Genomic DNA, 21155 nt, shown 5'->3' on the forward strand with positions numbered 1-21155 from the left:
ATTGGACTTCCGAAACGGACAAAAGTTTTAAGTCGCCGTAGACACAACAGTATAGTACAACACGTTTTTCGGGTACGTTACCCGGTTGTCCACCCAACAAATGACCGATACCAGCATCCGCCGATACTCGAACGAGCGCGAAACGGAGACAGAGCAGACGGAGGAAGAGGAGTCGGAGTCACTCGTCTGTCCGGAGTGTAGCGGAGCGCTACTCTCCGACAGCGAACGCGGCGAGACGGTCTGTGAAGACTGTGGGCTGGTCGTCGAGGAGGACGAAATCGACCCCGGCCCCGAGTGGCGCGCGTTCGATTCGAAGGAGAAAGACGAGAAATCCCGCGTCGGTGCACCGACGACGAACATGATGCACGACAAGGGCCTGTCGACGAACATCGGCTGGCAGGACAAGGACGCCTACGGCAACTCCCTGTCATCGCGCCAGCGCGAGAAGATGCAGCGACTGCGCACCTGGAACGAGCGCTTCAGGACTCGGGACTCCAAGGAACGCAATCTCAAGCAGGCCCTCGGAGAGATTGACCGCATGGCCTCCGCACTCGGACTGCCCGAGAACGTCCGCGAGACGGCCAGCGTCATCTACCGCCGCGCACTGGACGAGGACCTGCTGCCCGGCCGCTCCATCGAAGGCGTCTCGACGGCGTCGCTGTACGCCGCCGCGCGCCAGGCCGGGACGCCGCGCTCGCTCGACGAGATTGCGGGCGTCTCCCGCGTCGAGAAAGACGAGATCGCTCGCACCTACCGCTACGTCGTCCGCGAACTCAGCCTGGAGATACAGCCGGCCGACCCCGAGAGCTACGTCCCGCGGTTCGCGTCGGACCTCGACCTCTCCGAGGAGGTCGAACGCCGCGCCCGCCAGCTCCTCCAGAACGCAAAGCAGGAGGGCGTCCACTCAGGCAAGTCCCCGGTCGGCCTCGCCGCCGCCGCGGTGTACGCCGCCTCGCTGCTCACCAACGAGAAGGTGACCCAGAGCCAGGTCAGCGAGGTCGCGAACATCTCCGAAGTCACCATCCGCAACCGCTACCACGAACTGCTGGAAGCGGAGGACAACATCCACCCGTAACTGGTATCGTAACCTAAACCACCGACTGTGCCCTGCCGTCGGTATGGAGACCACTCGGCATTTTGTCGCGACCGTCTACGTCGTCAGCGACGGGCGCGTCGCACTCCACGAACACAGTAAACTCGACATGTGGCTGCCCGCCGGCGGCCACATCGACCGCGACGAGCTTCCTCACGAGGCCGCGCTCCGCGAGACGCGCGAGGAACTGGGCCTCGACGTCGACCTCATCGCACCCCAGCAGGACATCGAGAGCGAGACGGTCCGTTCGATGCCCCAGCCACAGCACTTCCTGCTCGAGGACATCAACGTCACCGCCGAGGGCGAGGTCGGCCACCAGCACATCGACTTCATCTTCTACGGTCAAGCACACAGCCGCGAGATCACGCCGGGCCCGGGCGAACAGCCGGAAGGGGACTGGGAGTGGTTCACCGCCGCTGACCTCCGAGAGCGGGCCGACCGGTTCCCGGCAGACGTAGTCGAAATCGGACAGCGAGCGATCGAAGCGGTTTGCGAGGCGTGACGCCAACAGGTCAGCGGGGCGTCGAACACCTGTCCTCGCAGGTTCGTGCCAAGCGCCGTTCGCTCATGGAGGGATACGGCTACCGTTCCGATTGTTAGGTAGTTGGTAACTAACCGCATGCTCTGTGTAGTAGAAAGCATGTACCAGGTGGTACTCCCGGTCGACGCCAGCGAGGAGCGGGCGATTGCACAGGCCAGTGCGACGACGGGGCTCCCCCACGCCGAGGATTCGGTGACAGCGACGGTCCTGCGGGTGTTCGACGACGAGGAGACGGCCGACAAAACGTCGGTCGAACAGACGCCCGCGGGCAACGCACTCGTCGAAGCGCTGCAGGAGACGGGAGTCGATATCGAGACGGAGACGCGCCAGGGGGACCCGGAAGTCCAGATAGTCAACGTCGCCGAAGAGCGCGATGCGGACATGATAATCCTCGGGGGCAGAAAGCGCTCGCCGCTGGGCGCGCTCGTCTTCGGAAGCGTCAGCCAGAGCGTGATTCTGGACTCCGAACGGCCGGTCGCCGTGACCGGCAGCGCCAAGTGACTCACTCCACGAGCGACTGGACGTACTGCGTGACGTGGTCGTCCATCCGGCGCTTGTAGCCGGCCTGCCGGGCCAGACGGTCGAGTTCCCGGGCGGCGAGCGAGCCGTACTGTGCTGCCTTCTTGTCACGTGTCGCAATGGCTTCGGGGAGCGACTCCCTGGCCGCCGCCCGGAGCGCGACCTTCCGCGTCTCGCCGTCGACGAGCAGGTCGCCGTCCAGTCGGAGCGCAGCGGCGACGACGCGGTCGTGTAACAGCGGCGTCACCGGCTCGACCCCCGCGGCCCGCAGGGCGAGCACGTCCCGCTCCAACTGGTCGGGGAGGGACGCGATGACCTCTCGCTGGGCCCCGCGGACGGTGTCGGCCTCGACGCGGGGGTCCTCGGGCGCCTTGGCGACTTTCGCGTACCCGCCGAACAGTTCGTCGGCCCCCTGGCCGAGCGCCAGCCGGTCGAAGCCGTCGGCGGCGACCCGTTCGGCAGCGAGATACAGCGGGAGCGCTATCTGCACGTCCATGGCGTTCACACGCTTCGTCGCGCGGGCGATCTCGGGCACTGCCCGCTCGATAGCGTCGTGGGTGAGTTCGACAACGCGGACCTCGGCTCCCAGCAGGTCCGCGGCCGACCGCGCCGCCTCGACGTCGTGACTGTCCGGGAACCCGGCGACGTACAGCGGCGCGTCGAGCCGGGCCGCAAGCAGTGCCGAGTCCACGCCGCCCGAAAACGCGATTGCGAGGGCATCGGTGTCGATAGCGTCGACGCTCGTCTCGACGGCGGCACGGACCCGTTCGACAGCCGTTTCGCGGTCCCCGAACGGTTCCGGCGACGGGAGCGTAAAGCGACGTCTGCGCCCCTGGTCGTCGCGGACGTACCCGGCGGGGAACGACCGCGGGTCGGCCAGCGTCGTCGGGTCGTGGCTCCACGCCGTCGGTGCGAGCGAGCCGCTAACCTCGACCCCGTCTCGCTCCACGAACAGCGGGTACCGCCCGAGTACGTCGCGGACGAGCGTTCCGTCCAGTTCGCCCGCGAAACCGCCGGTGCCCGGAAGCGCGTCGCCGCTTGTGAGGGCGTCGGCGACGGTGTCCCTGTCGGCCCCCTGCATCACTGCAGGAGCTCCGCGATGCCGTTCTTGACGCGTCGCTTCGCCCCGCCGGCGGCCTGCCGGAAGCTGATCCGCCACGGCGTGCGCTTGCCCTCAACGGTCGTCTTGCCCTCGCGGATGGCGTCGAGAATCGCGTCGGCCGACCGCTCGTCCGTGCCGACGTTCGTGACTGCCTGTCCGACCATCTCCGCGATGTGGGCGTCGCTGCCGGCGGTCATCGGCAGCCCGTTCCGGCGGGCGAACCGCTCGGCCTGCCGGTTCGACCGCCCGGTCAGCAGCCGCGAGTTGTACACTTCGATGGCGTCCGCCGTGGCGAGTTCCGCCTTCGAGATGTGTTCGAGGACGCCGTGGCGGGACTCCTGGAACGGGTGCGGGACGACCGCGAGCCCGCCCTGGTCGCGTATCCGGTCGAGCGTCTCGTCGAAGGGGAGGTGGGGCGGAATCGCCTCCTGAATCCCCAGGGCGAGGACGTGTCCGGCGGCGCACGTGACCTCCATCCCGGGAATGCCGACGAGGCCGTACTCCGGGGCGAGTTCGGCCGCCCGGAGGCTGGCGTCGATTTCGTCGTGGTCAGTCACGGCCAGCGCGTCCAGGCCGACGGCGCTGGCTTGCTCTAAGAGGAGCTCGACCGGGTCCCGGCCGTCGTACGACAGCGACGAATGCGCGTGTAGCTCAACCGACTGCACGGGTGCCGATAGCGGGTGGCAGGGCAAAAACGCCCCGGTCCGCCCGTGTGCTCACAGAGAACAAACCGGCCGCCGTGTCCATGGCGGCCGAATGCCCGAAGGAACGCCCATCTGTCCCACGAGACTGAGCGCGTGTTTTCCCGACGACGCGACCGTCAAGCGACGGTCGCACATGGCAGTTACCGGTACGAGGGAATGAGTGGTTTCCCTCACTTTGGTGGGGATTAAAATAGGGCGGGGGCCGCTGTCGACTCAGTCGGCCGAGCGCCCGTCCGCCATCGAGTTCTCGCCGGTGTCGAACGGCCGCGACCCGCGAATCTCGGCGTCTTCCAGGTAACACTGCGGGTCCGGGGCAAACAGGTCATCTTCGACGGTGAGCGCCCGGAGCCTGGAGGCGCCGCGGCAGATTCCAGCGTAGCGGCAGTCGGCGCATTTCCCCTTGAGGTGGTCTTCGCGGTTCCGGAGCGCCGTCAGAAGCGGGTTCGACTCGTCCTCCCAGATGGCGCCAAAGGAGCGGTCGCGGACGTTCCCCAGCGAGTACCCCTGCCAGAACTGCGTGAGGTGGACGTTGCCCTGGTAGTCCACGTCGGCGACACGCTCGCCGGTCGGGTCTCCGCCGTTGACCCGCAGATACTCGTACACCCGCCGGGCCTGTGGGTCGCTCAAGTGCTCGCGGGCGTACTCGACGAGGTAGGCCGCGTCGGCGTAGTTCCCGACCAGCAGCGTCTCGATCTCCTCGCCGCGGTCGTGGTACTCGCGAGTCATGTCACAGACCCGTTTTACCGCCTGCCGGCGGTCGGCCGGCGAGAGGTCGGCGTCGACGATCTCGGTCCCGCGGCCGCCGTAGTCGAGGTGGTAGAAACAGAAGCGGTCCACGCCCACGTCGGTCAGCAGGTCGACGACGCCCTCCAGGTCCGCGGCGTTGCGCTCGGTGATAGTGTACCGGAGTCCGGTCTTCAGGCCCGCGTCGAGACAGTTCTCGATGCCCTGGACCGCGCCCTCGAACGCGCCGTCGACGCCGCGGAAGTCGTCGTTTCGCTCCGGCAGGCCGTCGACGGAGACGCCGGCGTATTTCAGCCCGGCGTCTTTCAGCGACCGGGCGCGCTCCTCGGTGATGAGCGTCCCGTTGGTCGAAAGCACCGGGCGGACGCCGACCTCGTTCGCGTAGGCGACCAGTTCTTCGAGGTCGTTACGGACGAGCGGCTCGCCGCCGGAGAACAGCACCACCGGCGCGCCGTAGTCGGCAAGGTCCTCGAGCAGCGCCTTCCCCTCCGTGGTCGAGAGTTCCCCGTCGGCGATTTCGGTGTCGGCAGCGGCGTAGCAGTGGTCACAGTAGAGGTTACACTGTTTGGTGACGTTCCAGACGACGACGGGCCGGCGCTGTTTCTCGTCGCGTATCTGGCGCTTGGTCGACTCGTTCGCTGCGTCGTACCGGAGGCCGTCCCCCTCGGCGTCGAGGTCACAGAGCAGCTTCGAGACCGAGATCACCGGTTCTCACCCCGGAGCGTCTCCGATTCCATCTCGTCGACGCTCATGGTGGCGTCCTCGCCCGTGCTCCCCGTTCCGAGCGTCGCCTCGTCCGTCTGGTAGCGGTGCGTCTCGTCGGCCGGGCACAACCACAGCGTGACGGCAGTCCGCGCGAACAGCGACGCTGCCTGCTCTCTGGCGATGTCGGCGGATGGCGCGCTGACGCTTCCGACGTGGGTCAGCGGGTCCCCCGTGTCCTCGCGGACGAACACCTCCCACTCGCGACTCGTTGCGCCGCGCGGGGCGTCTACCTCGTGGTCGAACTCTTCCATACCCCCCTGTTAGGCTCCCCAAGAAAAACGGGTCTAGCGCGTTCTCAGCTACTGGGAACCACAGCCGAATTCGATATAACGGTATGCGGTTTACTACGTCGTTCGCACGAGGACTGTCTCTATCGGGTCACTCGCTCGAAACCGTCCGAGAAACGGCGTCTATCCCGACCCGCTTTACGGCCAGCGCCGGGTCAGCCTTCGTAGCCGGCGTAGTCCATCAGCTGTTTGAAGATGTCGGTGTCCATGGCCTCCTTGTAGACGACACCGGTGACCATCCCGCCGGGGTAGGAGTTCCCGTTCATCGCGTGGCTGACCTTGTGACAGTGCGCGAGGTAGATGCCGGGGTCGGCGTCGGCTTCGAACTCGATCGTGTGCCGTCCGGCGGGCGGGATGCTGGTGATGTCCTGGTCGTGGCGGGCGGCCTCCGGAATCTCCCCGCCGTCCTTGTGGGTCACCTGGAAGCGGTGGTTGTGGATGTGCATCGGGTGGTCCATGTACCCGTTGTTACACATGTGGATGCGCACCGTGTCGCCCTGCTCGACGATGATCGGCGAGCCGTCCTCCGGGTGGAGCGTCCGGGGTGCGGCCTTGCCGTTGATGGTGAACGTGTCGGGACGGCGGTTGCGGGCGTCGTAGCTTGCGTCCATACCGGCCATCTGGCGGTTGAGCCGGGAGTCCCACTCCTTCAGCGTCATGAAGTACTCCTTGTCGGCCGGCTCGTACCCCTTCGGGTCGACGCGGAAGATGCCGTACATCCCCATGTCGATGTGGCGATGGGTCTGGTAGTGGCAGTGATACAGGTGCGTGCCCGTCACGTTCGCGGGGATGGTGTAGGTGTGTTTCTCGCCGGGGTCGATGCGGATACCCGTCGTGGTCGGGACGCCGTCGTCCTCCCACTGCTTCTGGACGGCGTGGAAGTGGACCGTGTGCGGGCGCATGCCGTCTGTGTTGTCGAAGGTGACCTCCATGTCCTCGCCCTCCGTCGTCCGGAGAATCGGTCCCGGGACGCTGGGTTCGCCGTCGTCGGCTTTGAACGCCCACACCTTCGGGAGTTCGACGGGGCCGCCCATCGACTCGCCGGGATGGGCCTCGTGTCTGGCCGGGACCGAGGAGAGCGTCACTTCGCCGCCCTGCTCGTCGACGTTGACGATCTCCGGGGACGACGTCGTCGGGAGAGTGCTGTCGGACTGTGCTGGGGTGGTGCCGGTGTCGACTGACTCTTCGGTCGGAACCTCACCCGGGGCGGTACAGCCCGCGAGCGCGACCGTGCCACCGAGGCCGGACGCTTTCACGAAGTCGCGACGGGAGATACCCGAGCCGGGTGCGCCGATCTGGTCTTCCATAAGCAACTGAGCGTAATATCCCGCAATATAAACCCCTGAAGGGGGTTCTCAGGCCGGTAGAAGCGTTCTCAGTTACTGGGAACGAACGGTCGGTTACAGATAAGTGCCCTATATATTACGTGCCGTGTGGCGGAAACGTCGGCTGCGTCTGGCGGTAAGCGCTCCTAAGTCGGTTACATTAAACGTCTCGGGCGGGCACTGTCGGGCAAGGATGGTCCGGGACCCCTTCGCTGACCAGGAGACGCCGGAGTTACAGACGGTCCTCGACGCACTCGACGACGAGGACTGTCGCGCCATCGTCAGCGTACTGGAGGAACCGTTGACGGCGAGTGAGATATCCGACCGGAGCGGCGTACCGCTATCGACGACCTACCGAAAGCTCGAACTGCTGACGGAGTCCTCGTTGCTGTACGAGGGCGTCGAAGTCAGGTCGGACGGCCAACACGCCAGCCGGTACGCTATCGACTTCGAGGAGGTCGTCATGAGCCTCGACGAGGAACTGTCGCTCACCGTCGACATCTCACACCGGGCTCGGACGCCGGACCAACGGCTCGAAAACCTCTGGTCCGAGGTACGAAAGGAGACATAATCATGGTACACATCCCAAGCTCACAGGTCGGTATCGTCGTCTCGAAGACACTGATCCTCATCCTCGGTGGCCTGATAACGTACTACTCGTATCAGGCGTACAGCCGGACGAAAAGCCCCCAGCACAAGTGGCTCACCTACGGGTTCGGGGTCGTGACCCTCGGTGCGTTCGCCGGCGGTGTCCTCGACATCGTCGTCGGCAGGTATCTCGGTCAGCAACTGCTCTCCGTGAGCGTCTTCACGTCGAGTTCACTGACTGCCATCGGTCTGGGCATCATCCTCTACTCGCTGTACGTTCGGTAGCTCGCGTAGAGCGCCCCCGCGATAACATCCTCAGCTCTCGTTCCCGATATCGACCGGAGCGGACTACTGCACCGCTTTCTGCCGTGTCAAGGGTATTCTCACCGGCTGGAAACGCTACGGACGGTATATTTACCAGGACGTGTCAATCAGAGTTATGCTCGAAGCGAACGCAGTACTGTTAATCGGGATGAAGACAGTCACGCTGGTCTGTGGTGCGATACTGACGACGCTGACCTACCGCGCGTACCGTCGCACCGAGTCTCCGGCGATGCGGGCGCTCTGTCTCGGTATCGGGTTCGTCACGCTGGGCGCGATACTCGGCGGCAGCCTCCACCAGCTCGTCGGCATGCCGGTGACACAGAGCGTCACTGTCGAGGAACTGTTCACCGCTGCCGGGTTCTTCATTCTGACCTACTCGCTGTACACGGACCAGCCGACGGCGACGAGGTAAGTTACGGGTCCTCGGCCGGCGTCCGTTCACGACCGGTCAGCAGTGTGGGCAGCGATTGCGGGCTGTGTTCGACAAGGACGGCGACGTGGGTCCCCGCGAACAGCACGGTGCCGAGAAAGGCGAGTGCCCCGGCGACCAGCGGCGTGCCGTCCGGTGTTTCGAGCCACTGATTGATAACGAGAAGGCCGTACGCGAGAGTCAGCGCCACGCCGTCCACGGCGGCGATGCGGTGATCGTACAGGTCATCGACCATCGGCACGTCCTCGAAGCCAAGCCGGTCGCTGTATCGGTGGACCCAGACGATGAAGGGGACGACGTGATACAGGGTCCCGAGGACGACAAAGCCGACGCCGCCGACCAGTAACACCGTCGATGGAGTGCCGAGCAGACCACCGTACGCGAGCGGGTCGGTCCACCACGCAAGTATCGTTAGCCCTGCCCAGAGAGACAGCGACAGCGCGGCGACGCTGTAGCGGGTCAGCATCGGCGACCACTCGACACGCGCCCCGATGAGCTGTCGCGCCAGAAGTGCCCCCACGACGCCGAGCCCAGCGGCGACGAGAACCGCCCCGAGCCGGGCCAGACCGGGTGAGCCGACCAGCCGACCACCAGCGAGCGCAAGGACGCCGAACGGATAGAGCGCTGTCTCTGCCCGCTGGGCTGCCGCGTCAACGCTGCCGGTGTCGGCCTGCGTGAACATTGGGGCCAATTGTGCCAACGCGCCCGCGACAGTCGTCAGGACCGCACCGAACACGGCGAGCGTTCCGTGGGCCAGCAGGAGTCCCCGTCGGCCGATGCCCAGGACCGGGAGGACGCCGGTAGCGTGGTCAAGCGCCAGCACGAACCCGGCGGCCGTCACCAGCGCAAAGAACACCAGCGCCCAGCCGAAATGAATCGCCGTGACGTCGGGTGTCGCGGCGAGAAGCGTCCGACCGATGTTGTAACAGAGGGCCCAGACGCCGACCACCGCGAACGTTCCGGCGACCGGGAGGAGGGCGTGGGTGGCTGTCAGGAAGCCACCCGCCAGGCCCGCAAACCCGATTGCGGCAAGCGGCAACTGTAGGGCTGCCAGGCGACGCGAATGGAGTTCGACTCCACACCAGACCGGAACGAACTGCGTCAGCGCGCCCATGATTGTGAGACAGACCCACCCGGCGAGCAGGAGGTGGACCTGCGCGAGGTGGCCGGCGCGTCCCTCGACGATGCCGACGGCGACACCGGCGACCAGAAACGCCAGTGCGACAGTGAAATGACGCAGCGGAACCGTCATCGGCGGCCCGGCGTCAGTGTCTACATCTACAGGTATCCCGCTCATTACCGATAGGTACGGTCCGGGCCCTGCTGGCAGTGGGGGCGAACATGTTCGGGAAAAGGGTCGGCCCGCTCACGACCGAACCTGCACGCATGGCGTCGAACCACCAGCCAACAGACCAGCCCGCAGCCGCGGTTTCAGAGACGGCTGCACCCACAGACGCGCCGACGGATCGCCTCGACGTCCAGTCGCTCGGGCCGCCCAAGCCGCTCAAGCAGACACTGGAGCGGCTTGCGGACCTGGACGAGGACACCGTTCTGGTCCAGGTCAACGACCGCGCCCCACAGCACCTCTACCCGAAACTCGAGGACAGAGGCTACGACTTCGAAAGTATTGAAACCGACGACGCCACAGTGACCGTCATCTGGCGAAGATGAGCCCGAACACCGAGTCGCCCGTCGAAGTCGAGGAAGCGGTCGCCCGTATCGACAGCCGAGGCGCGAAGATTCGGCGGAAGCAACTCCAACAGACGCTCTCACAACTACAGCACGACGGCGAACTGACGGCCGACCAGCGACTCGCAGTCGAAGAGTTGAGCGAACGGCTCGTCGACCGATTGCTCGCGGTCCCCCGGGCGAGTCTACAGGACGCAGCGAGGAGTGCGGACGAGGAGACAATCGAGACGGCGGTCTCCCTGTTCGAGTGAGCCTACTCCGACGCCGACGCAGCGAGGACGAGCAGTGCCTCGCTGTCCGCCGTTGCCGCGGGGGAGATGTCCTGGTCACCGTCGAACCGAACGACGTCGCCGGGAGCGAGCGACAGCGTCTCGTCGCCGAGCGTCAGGTCCACGGCGCCTGAACGGAGGAAGAATACGATGTCCCGACCGGGATGCTCGTGGGCCGGAATCGACTCGCCCGCATCCAGCGTCAACTGGACGGTCTTTGGCTCCCCGTCGAACAGCCTCGCCCGGCCGTCCCCGTCACTGTCGAGCGTTGCTCGCTCCGTCCCGGCGGATGCGGTCTCGCTCATTGTTTCGGGAGGTCGGCGACGTACTTCTGTGGGCCCTCCTGCTCACAGCGGTAGTTCGCCGCGTCGAATCTATCGGCCTCGGCTTGCATCTCGTAGAACAGCGGCTTGGGCTCGTGGTCGTTGATGATTCGAAGCGTCTCCCCGGACGACAGCGCCTCGAAGGAGTCGTGTATCTTCGAGTGTCGTTCCGGCGGCGGCATCTCACGGAGGTCGAGTGTGGTTGCTGGCATCACTCGGTGTTCGACGGGAGCAGGCGAGGGGGTTCCCCCGAACACGTTCGGGGGTAGGTCCTGATGCATGCCCCCCGTTCGTTCCAGTATGAGCCTTCTCTCCGGCCTCCGGGGCGGTTCAGACGTCGGGTTCGATAGCTACGGGGCGTTCGTTCGCGAACACATCCCGGACCCCGGGCCCTTCCTGTCCGATACGGCAGTGCTGACCGGTACCGACCACGCCGCCTTCCACCGACACACGATGGACCTGTTCGAGGAGCGCGGCGTGTACGACATGACCTTCGGGTACAACCTCGCACGGCTGAACCTCGACCACCGGCACCCGGACGCCGGCTTCCGCTACGGCCGTGACCCGGACGACAGCAGTGTGCTGCGGGCCGAATTCACGCCGACGACCGAGTTCTGCCCGCAGAGCGACACGCTGACTGTCGGCGCGTTCCGCGCCTGGAACGGGCTGTCGGACCGCCACGAGTACGACCTCGTTCGCGTCCGCGTGAGCCCGGCACACCACCAGAGCACGGAGATAAACGACAAACTCACACGACTCGAAACGCGGTATCGGGAGACCGGTGAGCTCCGGACGGACGGACAGGACGAGTCGGCGGGGAGCGCGCCGTTCTGATGGAGGACGGCCATCACGATAGCACGCGCTGAACGCACAGCGGTGCAGTCACGGTACGAGACCCGCGTCGAACGCGGCCCTCCTGTGAGAACGCCGCTCCTGAGGCCCGCTCAGGAAAACAGCAGATTGAGATTGAGCACGGTCACCGCGAGCCCCATCACCGTCAGGAGCGCCGGCGGGCCGTAGAACAACAGCGGGTCCTCGTCGAGCACACCGCCCCAGATGCTCACGCCGAGACAGCAGTAGATAACGAGGAGTTTGAGCCCGAGGAACCCGCCGCCGCCGAACGACTGGATGGCCCACCGGATCGCCGGGTTCGCCTCGGTGAACGTCGGGACGAAGTAGACGATGGCGATGGTGGTAACGACGTCGCCGACGCCGTAGGTCGCCAGCGCCACCGCCCACACGCTGGAGAAGGACCGCCCCGAGAAGGAACTCCCCTCCAGCGTCAGCCAGTCACTATCGGCGGTGCTCATTCTGTGTCGGGATACGACCAGTGCCCGTATATATCTCAAGGTCCAGTTATCTGTTCTGAAAAGGAGAGGCCCGGTGTAATCCGGATAAGCCCTTCCTAGTGGCGATTCTGAACGTTTCAGCGTCCGTCTCGACTCGCTTAGAGAAGACGTACTGTCGGTGTCTGTAGCCCTCGTATTCACCTGTGAAACTACACCACCGGGATGTGGCCGTGAGTCGTTCCCCGGATACCCGTCTCGACAGTTGTCGTTTACGTCCCGCCGACGCGGGTGCATGGAAAGGGACTTATCTGGCGGGCGGCCACGAGGAGGTAATGAGCCTGTCCGACGCGGACCACAAACTCGTGGTCGAGGAGATCGGTCGGGAGCCGACACGGGCGGAGGCCGCTCTCTTCGAGAACCTCTGGAGCGAACACTGCGCGTATCGCTCCTCCCGGCCCCTGTTATCGGCGTTCGACTCCGAGGGCGAACAGGTCGTCATCGGTCCCGGCGACGACGCGGCCGTCGTCTCCCTGCCGACCCACGGCGACGGCGAGGAGATGTACATCACCATGGGCGTCGAGTCCCACAACCACCCGTCCTACGTCGACCCGTTCGACGGGGCGGCGACGGGCGTGGGCGGAATCGTCCGCGACACGCTGTCGATGGGGGCGTACCCAATTGCACTGGCCGACTGTCTGTACTTCGGTGATTTCGACCGGGAGCACTCACGCTATCTCTTCGAGGGGGTCGTCGAGGGCATCTCTCACTACGGGAACTGTATCGGCGTCCCGACCGTCGCCGGGAGCGTCGCCTTCCACGACGACTACGAGGGGAACCCGCTCGTGAACGTCTCCTGTATCGGTCTGCTGGAGCCCGAGCGGACCATCACCGCCGAGGCTCAGGAGCCGGGCAACAAGCTCGTCCTCGTGGGCAACGCGACGGGTCGGGACGGGCTGGGCGGCGCGTCCTTCGCCAGCGAGGACCTCGCCGAGGACGCCGAAACGGAGGACCGGCCGGCCGTCCAGGTCGGCGACCCCTACGCCGAGAAGCTCCTCATCGAGTGCAACGAGGCACTGCTGGACGAGGCCCTCGTCGAGTCGGCCCGCGACCTCGGGGCCGCCGGCCTCGGCGGGGCGTCGTCGGAACTGGTCGCCAAGGGCGGCCTCGGCGCGCGCATCGAACTGGACCGCGTCCACGAGCGCGAGCCCAACATGAACGCCATGGAGTACTTGCTCGCCGAGAGCCAGGAGCGGATGGTGTACGAGGTCGCGCCCGAGAACGTCGACCGCGTGGCCGAGCTCGCCGAGCGGTTCGACCTGGGCTGTTCGGTCATCGGCGACCTCACCGAACCGGGCACGAACTACGTCTGTACGTTCGAGGGCGAGACGGTCGTCGACGTGGACGCGGAGTTCCTCGGCGACGGCGCGCCGATGAACGACCTGCCCAGCGTCGCGCCGCCGGCACAGGAGCGTGACCTGCCGACGGTGTCGCTGGCCGAGGCGTTCGAGCGTCTCGTCGGCAGCCCGAACTGCGCCTCGAAACGGTGGGTGTACCGCCAGTACGACCACGAGGTGCAGGTCCGCACGAGCGTCCTGCCCGGCGACGACGCCGCGCTGCTCGCGATTCGTGAGGCCGGGACCGGGCTGGCCTTTTCCGCCGGCGCGGACCCCAACTGGACCGATGCCGCGCCGTACGAGGGGGCACGCGCCGTCGCGCTGGAGAACGCCACCAACGTCGCCGCGAAGGGCGCGACGCCCCACGCGGCCGTGGACTGTCTCAACGGCGGCAACCCCGAGAAGCCGGAGGTGTACGGCGGCTTCAAAGGCATCGTCGACGGCCTGGCGGACATGTGTAGCGACCTCGATGTTCCGGTCGTCGGCGGCAACGTCTCGCTGTACAACGACTCACAGGAGGGGCCGATCCCGCCGACGCCGACGCTCGCCCTGGTCGGGGTCAAGGAGGGCTACGACGCCCCGCCGATGTCGCTGTCCGGCGAGGGAACGCTCGTCGTCGTCGGCGACAGCGCCCTGGAGGGCGATGCCGACCCACGACTCGGCGGCTCCGAGTACACCGCGCAGTTCGGCGGCACCGACCGCTTCCCCGACCTCCCGGCGGACCCGACGGGACTCATCGATACCATCGCCGACGTCGCCGACGCCGACCACGTGCTGGCGAGCCACGACGTGAGCCACGGCGGGCTGGCAGTGGCACTCGCGGAGATGGTCCACGCGGACGCCGGCGCGTCGGTCGAGATTGAGACGGTCGAGCGCGGCACCCGGAAGCGGCTCCTGTTCAACGAGCGGCCCGGCCGCGTCGTGTTCGAGACGACCGACCCGGCGGCGGCCCGGGAGGCCTTCGACGGCGTCGCACCGGTGACGGAACTGGGCGAGGCAAACGGCTCGAACCGGCTCGATATCACCGTCAACGACGAGACGGTGCAGTACGACGCCGCGGACATCGCCGACCTGCGCTCGGTCATCGAAGACGAACTGGCCTGAGCCCGGCGGCGAATCCGTTTCGAACGGTCCGGTTCCTCGACGGCGAAAAGAGACTCGAGAGTCAGGCCAGCGCCAGCGCGAGACCGAACGTGACTACCAGTCCGACCAGTAGTACGCCGAGCCCCGTCCCGACCTGGGACATCGTGAACGGGCTCTGTGGGGCCGTCGACCGGAGCGGCGGTTCTCGGGCGGGGAGTTCGACGTGTTCGGGGTCGTAGTCCGGTCGGTCCTCCTCGTGGTGGTCGTCTGCCATGGGCGGTGCTTCTGGGGCGTCGTACGTGTAGCTGTCGGATTGCTACCGAGCGACCGCCCCACGCTTGCACCAGTCGAAACGGTCAAACGGCGCTGTTGCGAAGCCACGACCAAGAAATGACGCTCACGAAGCGAATCATCCCCTGTATCGACGTGGACGTAGACGAGAACGGGGACGCGGCGGTGTACACGGGAGTCAACTTCGAGGACCTGGAGTACACCGGCGACCCGGTGGAGATGGCAAAGGCCTACAACGAGTCCGGGGCCGACGAGTTCGTCTTCCTTGACATCACCGCCTCCGCCGAGGGCCGGGAGACGATGCTCGATACGGTCTCGGCGGTCGCCGACGAGGTGTTCATCCCGCTGACCGTCGGCGGGGGCATCCGAACTCGCGACGACATCAAGGAGACGCTGCGGGCCGGCGCGGACAAGGTGTCGATCAACTCCGGCGCTATCGCCGAACCGGAACTCATCGACGAGGGCGCGGCGGCCTTCGGGAGCCAGTGTATCGTCATCTCCGTCGACGCCCGCCGTCGCTTCGACGAGGAGGGCGAGTACTACACCGAGGTCGACGGCGAGTCCTGCTGGTTCGAATGCACGGTCAAGGGCGGCCGCGAGGGAACCGGACTGGACGTCATCGAGTGGGCCACCGAGGCGGAGGAGCGCGGCGCCGGCGAACTGTTCGTCAACTCCATCGACGCCGACGGGACGAAAGACGGCTACGACATCCCGCTGATGAAGGCCGTCTGTGACACCGTCTCGACGCCGGTCATCGCCTCCTCGGGCTGTGGCGGCCCGGAAGACATGGAGGAGGTGTTCGTCGACGCCGGTGCCGACGCCGGCCTCGCCGCCTCCATCTTCCACTTCGGCGAGTACTCCATCGCCGAGACCAAGGAGTACCTCGACAGCAAGGGGATTCCGGTCCGGCTGTAGGACCGGGGCCTCGGAGTCGGGTGTAAAACCGCCGGCCTCTCCGTCTCTCTTCGGCATACCGCCGCAATCACGTCCGCCTGGTCAGAGCGGTATCTGTCGACGCTGTACACGCAAGAGTCCCCGACTTAACGCGGTAATATTAAATACGCACTCATGTCACCCTCCCAGTATGATACAGGCATCCCGGGACGTCGGTGGTTTCGGTGCCGCCGCCGTCTCGGTGTCCGATACCGGTCAGTGCCGCCCACAGTCACACTGGGCCCAGCCCACACCGGGAGGTCCCAGCGGGGACGACACTGCGACAGACAGGTGTCGCGCCACTCTACTGCCGTTTGGTGGCACGTCCGGCAACACCCGGCCGAGTGACAGCGGAACAGTCGTGGTCGGGTCCCGATGACTCTGGCTACAGCCGCCCGGCAGTGGGGACGGCACCACGTTCCCGGCCGGCACCTCTCCGCAGAACCGCACCACTGCGGCTCGGCACCGGGGGGGTTTTATTTGCCCAACACGGAGAACCGACAATGAAATGGCGGTGTGAATGGTGTGGCAAACCCCACGAGGAGGACGACCCACCGTGTGACAACTGCGGCCACGGCACGTTCGAGGAAGCCGTGACGCAGGTCAACGAGGAGGTCGTCGAGGGCGGACCCAGATGGGTCTGCCTGGACTGCGGTCGCCAGCACCAGAAGAACTCCCCGCCGTGCAAGCGCTGTGGCGGGAGTAACTTCGAGCGACGGACGGGACCGCCGGAGGACGACCCGCTCGATGAGATTAAGACCGGCTGGCTGGACGTGGTCGAGACGAAGTACGTGATCGGCTACGCCGCCGTGGCACTGCTGCTCGGGCTCATCGTGCTCGCTGCCGTGGGCGGCATCACGCTGCCGGGCTTTGCCGCCGATACCCCGACTGGCCCGCCACAGATTGCGTCCCCGGCCGGCAGCGGCGACACGGTCGACTCGCTCTCGCTCGCCGGGGTCGAGGACACCTACCTCGACGTGTACAACGTCCGGCGGTCGGGCGTCGGCGGCGGGACGGTCTCGCGGAACGCGACCCTAGACGATGCTGCGGCCTACTACAACAAGGGCCGTGTCGATGCCCGATACGCCAACGCGGAGCCGCCGACGCGGGAGGGTGTCTCCCGGTTCCCCATCGCCTGTGACCGCCCAGCGGTGGTCAGCTACGAGGTGGCCTACGACCGAACGCCCCAGTCACTCGGCCAGTACCAGAACGAGACGGCGCTGGCGACGGCACTCGTCGACAGCTACATCGAGCGGGGCAACATGATTCACCGGGCAGAGGCCGGACTGATCGGTATCGACATCCACGTCGGCCCGGACGAACGCGTGTTCGTCACGTACGTGCTCTGCTAGAAGTTACGCGGCGGCTTCGAACGCGTCAGTGAAGCTGTCCGCCTTCTCGATTACGGCGTCAGTCCCGTCTTCGAGGGCCTCCAGCGCGTCGACGCCCTCCTCGGTCTTGATGGTCAACACCGGGTCCGTCTGGCCGCCGGACTGCTCGGGGTTCACGTCGTAGGTCGCCGCCGTGACGCCGTCTGTCTCCAGTAGCGCCCCCTTGATGACGTTCATGAACGTGTGGTCCTCACCGGCGATTTCGATAGAGAGTTCCGTGTCGGATTTGTCGATGACGCGAAGGTCCATACCCACTGTTTGGTCGCCTCCGACCCATCAACGCTTCGCTTCCCGCCCAGTGGCGAGAGCGCGGGGCCGGATTCTACACGAGGGCGTAGACCATCAGGAGGCCGAAGTAGATGAGCACGAGCGCACCCAGCGCCTGGAGTCGGAACGTCGAAAGCGACTCCGCCTCCTCTTCGTGGGCCGCCCGGAAGGCCTCGACCTCCCCGTCGTCGAGTTCGTTGGGATGGGCCAGCCCGCAGTGCAGCGCGAGCCAGGGCTCGCGGGCGAACGGCCGGCCGCAGTACGAACAGGTGTAGGCCGTGGCGTCGGCCGGGACGTCGTACGTCTCGTCCGCGGCGGCGGTCGATGCGGTCTGTTCGTCCGTGGGTGATGCTGTCTCAGTCATAGATGCGGGAGTGCCACCTCCGGCTGGGAGACCACCCAGAGGCTCGTCATCGTGTAAAACACCATGACCGCGATGAAGGGGTACTGTGACCGAATCGCCTGCAACCGCGCGGGAAACAGGTCGTAGGCGGCGGTGTGGGCGATCCATATCGCGACCAGGTGGCCGACGATGACCGACGTGAGCGCGACCGCCCCGAACCACGCCGGCAGTTCGACTGTCGGCACCGTCGCCGGACTGGCAAACGGCGACGTGAGCGCGATGGCCAGCGAGGGCGCGAGCACGAGGAAGTACCCGAGGTAGTGGGCGAAGTGGTAGCCGACGGCGATGGCGACGAGCGGCGGTGCGAACCGCCGTGCGAGGACCGCCGGAGCCAGGTACGTGTCCGACACGTCGCGGGAGACCCGGACCGCGAGCCGGTACACGCCGAGGAAGCAGGCAAAGCCGACCCCGAGCGCGACCGGATAGAGGAGGTGCGGCGGGACGCCGGCCTCGACCACTGGCGTCGTCAGGTCCCGCCAGGCGGGCGTCGTGACCAGCCCGTCGTAGGTCGTGACCCACAGCAGTGCGACCACGAACGCCACCTCGTCCGGACCGTCGACCAGCCGCGGCGTCGAGAGGTCCATGCCGGGGAGCCGAAGGCGGAGCCCGTCCTCGCCGCGGCCGATAGGTGCAAACCGACCGTAGTAGCGGAACACCCGCTCGACCGGGTCGGCGTGAGCGAACCAGTCGTCGGGTCCGAACACGAACGCGCCCGCGAGCGTCACCACCGAGTAGCCGGCGACGACCGACGCGAGCAGTCGCGGCTGGTCGGCGAGCGGGCTGACGACCTCCAGCCACACCAGCACGAGCAGGCCGCCGACGGCGGGCCAGGACCCGACGCGGGCGGGGTAGGCGCGGTCGAGCGTCGGGAGGAGCCTGGCGAGCGTCTTGAACGGATTGAGCGTCGCCCAGGCGTTGCCCACGAGGTACGTCGTCATCGCCAGCCCGGCCCACCAGCCGACCCAGACGAGCAGTATCGCGAGGTTCGTCCGGGCGTTCGTCGGGCCGAGGAAGCCGACGACGAACACCGCGGCGAGGCCGGCGAGGCCGACGAGCTGGCCGGCAAGCCCCAGAACGCGCTCGTAGTCGCCCGACAGCGGCCGCCCCCAGTCGTGGATACGCTCGATGAACGCCCGGTCGGTGACAAACGACGCCAGCAGGAACGACGCGCCGACTGCCGCACCACCGGTACTCAGGAACAGCCACGTCGGTATCGTCAGCGAGTCGCGGCCGCCGGCGGCGAGACTGCCACCGTGTGCGCTCGCCGTCCCCGTCGCGGCCAGCCATCCCAGCCCGCACACCACCAGCGCGACCGTGCGACGCCTCCCAGGAGTCATCGTCGGCAGTTGGGCCTTCGCCCCCCTGTAGCTTCCGGGACGCCGGCGAGCTATCCGGGCACCGAGGCGGACCGAGCCGCAGTGAATTGGATGGGCTTTTAGTATTCCGTTCGCAAGAGGCCTAGTATGAGTGTCTCCGATGAACACGCGGACGACGGGCACGGGGAGCACCACCTCCCGGCGACGGAGGACTGGCCCCACGGGTTCGGCGAGGCCAGCTGGTGGCCCTTCGTGACGGCGATCGGTGGTTCGGGCATCTACGTCAGTGCGGCCCTGCTCGTGCTCTCGATGGGCGAGAACGCACTTGTCAGCCAGACAGTCGGGGCGGGCGCGATGGCCGGAAGCGTCGGGCTCTTCCTCGTCGGCATCTACGGCTGGCTGTATCACGCCTTCGTCTCCGATTTCTGGGAGCGCGGGACCGACTACCACTCGGACAAGACGCTGAAGTTCGCGATGCTCCTGTTCCTTGGGAGCGAGATCGCCACCTTCGGCGCTGGCTTCGTCTACTACTTCATCGTGCGCGGCGGCGAGGTCTGGACACAGGCGGCAGTGCCCGAGGTGTTCGGCTCGCTGGTCATTGTCAACACGCTGATTCTGATCGCTAGCTCGGTGACGCTTCACTTCAGTCACCTCGCGCTCCGGAACGGGAACCGGAGCCGGTTCCTGAAACTGCTGGGCGCGACGCTGCTTCTGGGAATCGTCTTCATCGGCGGGCAGGTGTACGAGTACTACGAGTTCATCGTCCACAAGGGCTTCAGTATCGGTGGCGGCATCTACGGGTCCGCGTTCTACGGGCTGACTGGGCTCCACGGCCTCCACGTCACGATGGGCGCCGTGCTCCTGGGTATCGTCTTCATCCGCGCGTACTACGGTCAGTACTCGGCCGAGCGCCACACCTCCGTCTCGACGGCGTCGATGTACTGGCACTTCGTCGACGTCGTCTGGATCTTCCTCGTCGTCGTGCTCTACATGGGTGCGAACCTGGTGTAGGCTACAGAGGAGTTTTAGACGGCCGACACTCGTTTCACACGCATGGACCAGCTAGACGTCAGCGGGCGCTTCGACGTACACGAGTACCGTCACGGGCTCAAGCTGCTGCAAGACGACCGCGGGACGATGACGCTGTCGAACCGGAAGGGGTTCGCCTGTCCGGCCTGCGGAAATGCGTTCGAGACGCTCTTCGTAAGCGAGAAACGGACGAACACCCTCGGGAACCCCGATTCGCCATTCTGTCTGGTCCGGACCGACGACCAGCTACTGGTCCTGACACATTGAGCCGCACCCTCGCCGGCAACAAGGCTTATCCCACCCGAAACGATTCGGTGAGGTATGCATCGGATCCTCCCCGCACTCGGTCTCGCTGCCCTCGTCGTCCTGTCTGGCTGTGTAACGGCGACGGTCGACTCGACGGTGGCCGCCGACGGCACAGTCTCGGAGTACGACCTGACCCTCGAGATGTCCCCGTCAGTGTACGACGGCCTCCAGAGCCAGGCCCAGGGGGAGGGATATGACTCGGTCGAGGGGTACCTGCTGGCCGACGTGAACGTCAGTCGGATGGACAACTACACGTACGAACAGGAACTGGAGGGGGAGAACGTCACGCTCTCGATGACGTTCACGGACTGGACGCCCGGCCCGGACAGCGACGTGTCGACCAACGTCAGCGGCGGCAACGTCACCTACGAGGACCGGACGTTCGTCACGGCGAACGAGAACACCGACGTGGCCTTCGGCGATGGCGTCGCGGTCGAGTACCGGCTGACGATGCCTGCAGACATCACGTCCTCGAACGCCGACATCGTCCAGAATGACACTGCTTCGTGGGAGTACGCGGCCGACGAACCGGTCGAGGACCCCATCCGCGCGACCAGCCCCGCGCCGTCGTCGGCCTTCGGCCCCGGCATGGGCATTCCCGTCGCGGTCGTGGCGCTTCTGGGGGCCGCGCTGCTGGCCCTGCGGGACTGAGTCTCCCACGCGATACGCGCCCTCGCACCGGATGAACGGTAACCGACCCCTGTGGCGAGCCGTCGACTACGTATTCGATATTTTATACTGTACGTTTAT

General features: G+C 66.3%; 28 protein-coding genes. 15 read left to right on the plus strand and 13 right to left on the minus strand.

All coding sequences use genetic code 11. The annotated features are described in order from the left end of the window. Positions 1-100: 100 nt before the first annotated feature. The 3 genes from KZ498_RS17050 to KZ498_RS17060 all read left to right on the plus strand — a co-directional run bounded on the left by KZ498_RS17050 (position 101) and on the right by KZ498_RS17060 (position 2135). Positions 101-1075 (plus strand): transcription initiation factor IIB family protein, encoded by a 975-nt coding sequence (locus KZ498_RS17050; protein ID WP_004591831.1) that lies wholly within the window; start codon positions 101-103, stop codon positions 1073-1075. A gap of 43 nt (positions 1076-1118) precedes the next feature. After that, complete coding sequence (locus KZ498_RS17055) at positions 1119-1595, plus strand: NUDIX hydrolase (protein WP_312620340.1); 477 nt, start codon at positions 1119-1121, stop codon at positions 1593-1595. A 138-nt stretch (positions 1596-1733) separates the two neighbouring features. Next, a complete protein-coding gene (locus tag KZ498_RS17060; RefSeq protein ID WP_312620341.1) occupies positions 1734-2135 on the plus strand; it encodes a universal stress protein in 402 nt (133 codons plus the stop codon). A gap of 1 nt (position 2136) precedes the next feature. Here the strand turns inward: KZ498_RS17060 and KZ498_RS17065 are convergent, their stop codons facing one another. The 5 genes from KZ498_RS17065 to KZ498_RS17085 all read right to left on the minus strand — a co-directional run bounded on the left by KZ498_RS17065 (position 2137) and on the right by KZ498_RS17085 (position 7062). Beyond that, positions 2137-3234: an asparagine synthetase B gene (locus tag KZ498_RS17065; protein ID WP_312620342.1), complete on the minus strand. Its 1098-nt coding sequence runs from the start codon at positions 3232-3234 to the stop codon at positions 2137-2139. After that, positions 3234-3920 (minus strand): PHP domain-containing protein, encoded by a 687-nt coding sequence (locus KZ498_RS17070; RefSeq protein WP_312620343.1) that lies wholly within the window; start codon positions 3918-3920, stop codon positions 3234-3236. The genes KZ498_RS17065 and KZ498_RS17070 overlap by 1 nt, the downstream gene beginning before the upstream one ends. Before the next feature lie 252 nt (positions 3921-4172). Further along, positions 4173-5408 (minus strand): TIGR04347 family pseudo-SAM/SPASM protein, encoded by a 1236-nt coding sequence (locus tag KZ498_RS17075; RefSeq protein WP_312620345.1) that lies wholly within the window; start codon positions 5406-5408, stop codon positions 4173-4175. Continuing rightward, positions 5405-5719 (minus strand): Htur_1727 family rSAM-partnered candidate RiPP, encoded by a 315-nt coding sequence (locus KZ498_RS17080; protein ID WP_312620346.1) that lies wholly within the window; start codon positions 5717-5719, stop codon positions 5405-5407. Before KZ498_RS17080 ends, KZ498_RS17075 begins: the two co-directional genes overlap by 4 nt. A 191-nt stretch (positions 5720-5910) precedes the next feature. Then, positions 5911-7062 (minus strand): multicopper oxidase domain-containing protein, encoded by a 1152-nt coding sequence (locus tag KZ498_RS17085; protein ID WP_312620348.1) that lies wholly within the window; start codon positions 7060-7062, stop codon positions 5911-5913. 211 nt (positions 7063-7273) lie between these two features. On the opposite strand from KZ498_RS17085, the gene KZ498_RS17090 reads away from it, so the two are divergent. The 3 genes from KZ498_RS17090 (at position 7274) to KZ498_RS17100 (ending at position 8404) form a co-directional block, all read left to right on the plus strand. After that, complete coding sequence (locus KZ498_RS17090) at positions 7274-7651, plus strand: helix-turn-helix domain-containing protein (protein ID WP_312620349.1); 378 nt, start codon at positions 7274-7276, stop codon at positions 7649-7651. A 2-nt stretch (positions 7652-7653) separates the two neighbouring features. After that, positions 7654-7953: a hypothetical protein gene (locus tag KZ498_RS17095; protein ID WP_312620350.1), complete on the plus strand. Its 300-nt coding sequence runs from the start codon at positions 7654-7656 to the stop codon at positions 7951-7953. 154 nt (positions 7954-8107) lie between these two features. Continuing rightward, positions 8108-8404: a hypothetical protein gene (locus KZ498_RS17100; RefSeq protein WP_312620351.1), complete on the plus strand. Its 297-nt coding sequence runs from the start codon at positions 8108-8110 to the stop codon at positions 8402-8404. A 1-nt stretch (position 8405) separates the two neighbouring features. Here the strand turns inward: KZ498_RS17100 and KZ498_RS17105 are convergent, their stop codons facing one another. Beyond that, complete coding sequence (locus tag KZ498_RS17105) at positions 8406-9719, minus strand: hypothetical protein (protein ID WP_312620352.1); 1314 nt, start codon at positions 9717-9719, stop codon at positions 8406-8408. A 44-nt stretch (positions 9720-9763) separates the two neighbouring features. Here KZ498_RS17105 and KZ498_RS17110 point away from each other — a divergent pair, with 44 nt between their 5' ends. Both KZ498_RS17110 and KZ498_RS17115 read left to right on the plus strand, forming a co-directional pair. After that, positions 9764-10093, plus strand: a complete 330-nt coding sequence (locus tag KZ498_RS17110; RefSeq protein ID WP_312620353.1) for a DUF2249 domain-containing protein — start codon at positions 9764-9766, stop codon at positions 10091-10093. After that, positions 10090-10362, plus strand: coding sequence for a glutamyl-tRNA reductase (locus tag KZ498_RS17115; protein ID WP_312620354.1), 273 nt, complete (start codon positions 10090-10092; stop codon positions 10360-10362). Before KZ498_RS17110 ends, KZ498_RS17115 begins: the two co-directional genes overlap by 4 nt. A gap of 2 nt (positions 10363-10364) precedes the next feature. Here KZ498_RS17115 and KZ498_RS17120 read toward each other — a convergent pair whose 3' ends face one another. Then, the gene (locus tag KZ498_RS17120; protein ID WP_312620356.1) at positions 10365-10685 is read right to left on the minus strand and encodes a cupin domain-containing protein; all 321 of its coding nucleotides are present in this window, start codon (positions 10683-10685) and stop codon (positions 10365-10367) included. Further along, complete coding sequence (locus KZ498_RS17125) at positions 10682-10915, minus strand: DUF2249 domain-containing protein (protein WP_312620357.1); 234 nt, start codon at positions 10913-10915, stop codon at positions 10682-10684. The genes KZ498_RS17120 and KZ498_RS17125 overlap by 4 nt, the downstream gene beginning before the upstream one ends. An 88-nt stretch (positions 10916-11003) precedes the next feature. Here KZ498_RS17125 and KZ498_RS17130 point away from each other — a divergent pair, with 88 nt between their 5' ends. Then, positions 11004-11537 (plus strand): hypothetical protein, encoded by a 534-nt coding sequence (locus KZ498_RS17130; protein ID WP_312620358.1) that lies wholly within the window; start codon positions 11004-11006, stop codon positions 11535-11537. 110 nt (positions 11538-11647) lie between these two features. On the opposite strand, the gene KZ498_RS17135 is transcribed toward KZ498_RS17130, so the two are convergent. After that, on the minus strand, positions 11648-12013 hold the full coding sequence (locus KZ498_RS17135) for a hypothetical protein (protein WP_312620360.1): 366 nt from the start codon (positions 12011-12013) through the stop codon (positions 11648-11650). Positions 12014-12324: 311 nt separating this feature from the next. Here KZ498_RS17135 and purL point away from each other — a divergent pair, with 311 nt between their 5' ends. After that, a complete protein-coding gene (gene purL / locus KZ498_RS17140) occupies positions 12325-14490 on the plus strand; it encodes a phosphoribosylformylglycinamidine synthase subunit PurL (RefSeq protein WP_312620361.1) in 2166 nt (721 codons plus the stop codon). A gap of 61 nt (positions 14491-14551) precedes the next feature. Here the strand turns inward: purL and KZ498_RS17145 are convergent, their stop codons facing one another. Continuing rightward, on the minus strand, positions 14552-14743 hold the full coding sequence (locus tag KZ498_RS17145) for a hypothetical protein (RefSeq protein ID WP_312620362.1): 192 nt from the start codon (positions 14741-14743) through the stop codon (positions 14552-14554). A gap of 116 nt (positions 14744-14859) precedes the next feature. On the opposite strand from KZ498_RS17145, the gene hisF reads away from it, so the two are divergent. After that, a complete protein-coding gene (hisF, locus tag KZ498_RS17150; RefSeq protein WP_312620363.1) occupies positions 14860-15675 on the plus strand; it encodes an imidazole glycerol phosphate synthase subunit HisF in 816 nt (271 codons plus the stop codon). A gap of 521 nt (positions 15676-16196) precedes the next feature. Then, on the plus strand, positions 16197-17045 hold the full coding sequence (locus KZ498_RS17155) for a hypothetical protein (RefSeq protein WP_312620365.1): 849 nt from the start codon (positions 16197-16199) through the stop codon (positions 17043-17045). Between the two features lie 3 nt (positions 17046-17048). On the opposite strand, the gene KZ498_RS17160 is transcribed toward KZ498_RS17155, so the two are convergent. The 3 genes from KZ498_RS17160 to KZ498_RS17170 all read right to left on the minus strand — a co-directional run bounded on the left by KZ498_RS17160 (position 17049) and on the right by KZ498_RS17170 (position 19058). After that, on the minus strand, positions 17049-17333 hold the full coding sequence (locus tag KZ498_RS17160) for a DNA-directed RNA polymerase subunit L (protein WP_137684216.1): 285 nt from the start codon (positions 17331-17333) through the stop codon (positions 17049-17051). Between the two features lie 73 nt (positions 17334-17406). Continuing rightward, positions 17407-17715, minus strand: a complete 309-nt coding sequence (locus tag KZ498_RS17165) for a C2H2-type zinc finger protein (protein WP_312620366.1) — start codon at positions 17713-17715, stop codon at positions 17407-17409. Continuing rightward, complete coding sequence (locus KZ498_RS17170) at positions 17712-19058, minus strand: hypothetical protein (protein WP_312620586.1); 1347 nt, start codon at positions 19056-19058, stop codon at positions 17712-17714. Before KZ498_RS17170 ends, KZ498_RS17165 begins: the two co-directional genes overlap by 4 nt. A 159-nt stretch (positions 19059-19217) precedes the next feature. Between KZ498_RS17170 and KZ498_RS17175 the strand changes: the two genes are divergently transcribed. The 3 genes from KZ498_RS17175 to KZ498_RS17185 are packed head-to-tail and all read left to right on the plus strand — an operon-like array spanning position 19218 to position 21056. Then, on the plus strand, positions 19218-20081 hold the full coding sequence (locus tag KZ498_RS17175) for a heme-copper oxidase subunit III (RefSeq protein ID WP_312620367.1): 864 nt from the start codon (positions 19218-19220) through the stop codon (positions 20079-20081). Between the two features lie 42 nt (positions 20082-20123). After that, a complete protein-coding gene (locus KZ498_RS17180; RefSeq protein WP_312620368.1) occupies positions 20124-20366 on the plus strand; it encodes a flagella cluster protein in 243 nt (80 codons plus the stop codon). 54 nt (positions 20367-20420) lie between these two features. Next, positions 20421-21056, plus strand: coding sequence for a PGF-CTERM sorting domain-containing protein (locus tag KZ498_RS17185; protein ID WP_312620369.1), 636 nt, complete (start codon positions 20421-20423; stop codon positions 21054-21056). Positions 21057-21155: the final 99 nt, after the last annotated feature.

The organism is Haloarcula sp. 1CSR25-25 (assembly GCF_032027985.1).
Classification (GTDB): domain Archaea; phylum Halobacteriota; class Halobacteria; order Halobacteriales; family Haloarculaceae; genus Haloarcula.

What these genes read in the sequence shown, in the direction of transcription:
- KZ498_RS17050 (WP_004591831.1), top strand. Translation starts at nt 101, where the DNA reads ATGACCGATACCAGCATCCGCCGATACTCGAACGAGCGCGAAACGGAG.
- KZ498_RS17055 (WP_312620340.1), top strand. Translation starts at nt 1,119, where the DNA reads ATGGAGACCACTCGGCATTTTGTCGCGACCGTCTACGTCGTCAGCGAC.
- KZ498_RS17060 (WP_312620341.1), top strand. Translation starts at nt 1,734, where the DNA reads ATGTACCAGGTGGTACTCCCGGTCGACGCCAGCGAGGAGCGGGCGATT.
- KZ498_RS17065 (WP_312620342.1), bottom strand. Translation starts at nt 3,234, where the DNA reads ATGCAGGGGGCCGACAGGGACACCGTCGCCGACGCCCTCACAAGCGGC.
- KZ498_RS17080 (WP_312620346.1), bottom strand. Translation starts at nt 5,719, where the DNA reads ATGGAAGAGTTCGACCACGAGGTAGACGCCCCGCGCGGCGCAACGAGT.
- KZ498_RS17085 (WP_312620348.1), bottom strand. Translation starts at nt 7,062, where the DNA reads ATGGAAGACCAGATCGGCGCACCCGGCTCGGGTATCTCCCGTCGCGAC.
- KZ498_RS17090 (WP_312620349.1), top strand. Translation starts at nt 7,274, where the DNA reads ATGGTCCGGGACCCCTTCGCTGACCAGGAGACGCCGGAGTTACAGACG.
- KZ498_RS17095 (WP_312620350.1), top strand. Translation starts at nt 7,654, where the DNA reads ATGGTACACATCCCAAGCTCACAGGTCGGTATCGTCGTCTCGAAGACA.
- KZ498_RS17100 (WP_312620351.1), top strand. Translation starts at nt 8,108, where the DNA reads ATGCTCGAAGCGAACGCAGTACTGTTAATCGGGATGAAGACAGTCACG.
- KZ498_RS17105 (WP_312620352.1), bottom strand. Translation starts at nt 9,719, where the DNA reads ATGAGCGGGATACCTGTAGATGTAGACACTGACGCCGGGCCGCCGATG.
- KZ498_RS17110 (WP_312620353.1), top strand. Translation starts at nt 9,764, where the DNA reads ATGTTCGGGAAAAGGGTCGGCCCGCTCACGACCGAACCTGCACGCATG.
- KZ498_RS17115 (WP_312620354.1), top strand. Translation starts at nt 10,090, where the DNA reads ATGAGCCCGAACACCGAGTCGCCCGTCGAAGTCGAGGAAGCGGTCGCC.
- KZ498_RS17120 (WP_312620356.1), bottom strand. Translation starts at nt 10,685, where the DNA reads ATGAGCGAGACCGCATCCGCCGGGACGGAGCGAGCAACGCTCGACAGT.
- KZ498_RS17125 (WP_312620357.1), bottom strand. Translation starts at nt 10,915, where the DNA reads ATGCCAGCAACCACACTCGACCTCCGTGAGATGCCGCCGCCGGAACGA.
- KZ498_RS17130 (WP_312620358.1), top strand. Translation starts at nt 11,004, where the DNA reads ATGAGCCTTCTCTCCGGCCTCCGGGGCGGTTCAGACGTCGGGTTCGAT.
- KZ498_RS17135 (WP_312620360.1), bottom strand. Translation starts at nt 12,013, where the DNA reads ATGAGCACCGCCGATAGTGACTGGCTGACGCTGGAGGGGAGTTCCTTC.
- purL (WP_312620361.1), top strand. Translation starts at nt 12,325, where the DNA reads ATGAGCCTGTCCGACGCGGACCACAAACTCGTGGTCGAGGAGATCGGT.
- KZ498_RS17145 (WP_312620362.1), bottom strand. Translation starts at nt 14,743, where the DNA reads ATGGCAGACGACCACCACGAGGAGGACCGACCGGACTACGACCCCGAA.
- hisF (WP_312620363.1), top strand. Translation starts at nt 14,860, where the DNA reads ATGACGCTCACGAAGCGAATCATCCCCTGTATCGACGTGGACGTAGAC.
- KZ498_RS17155 (WP_312620365.1), top strand. Translation starts at nt 16,197, where the DNA reads ATGAAATGGCGGTGTGAATGGTGTGGCAAACCCCACGAGGAGGACGAC.
- KZ498_RS17160 (WP_137684216.1), bottom strand. Translation starts at nt 17,333, where the DNA reads ATGGACCTTCGCGTCATCGACAAATCCGACACGGAACTCTCTATCGAA.
- KZ498_RS17165 (WP_312620366.1), bottom strand. Translation starts at nt 17,715, where the DNA reads ATGACTGAGACAGCATCACCCACGGACGAACAGACCGCATCGACCGCC.
- KZ498_RS17175 (WP_312620367.1), top strand. Translation starts at nt 19,218, where the DNA reads ATGAGTGTCTCCGATGAACACGCGGACGACGGGCACGGGGAGCACCAC.
- KZ498_RS17180 (WP_312620368.1), top strand. Translation starts at nt 20,124, where the DNA reads ATGGACCAGCTAGACGTCAGCGGGCGCTTCGACGTACACGAGTACCGT.
- KZ498_RS17185 (WP_312620369.1), top strand. Translation starts at nt 20,421, where the DNA reads ATGCATCGGATCCTCCCCGCACTCGGTCTCGCTGCCCTCGTCGTCCTG.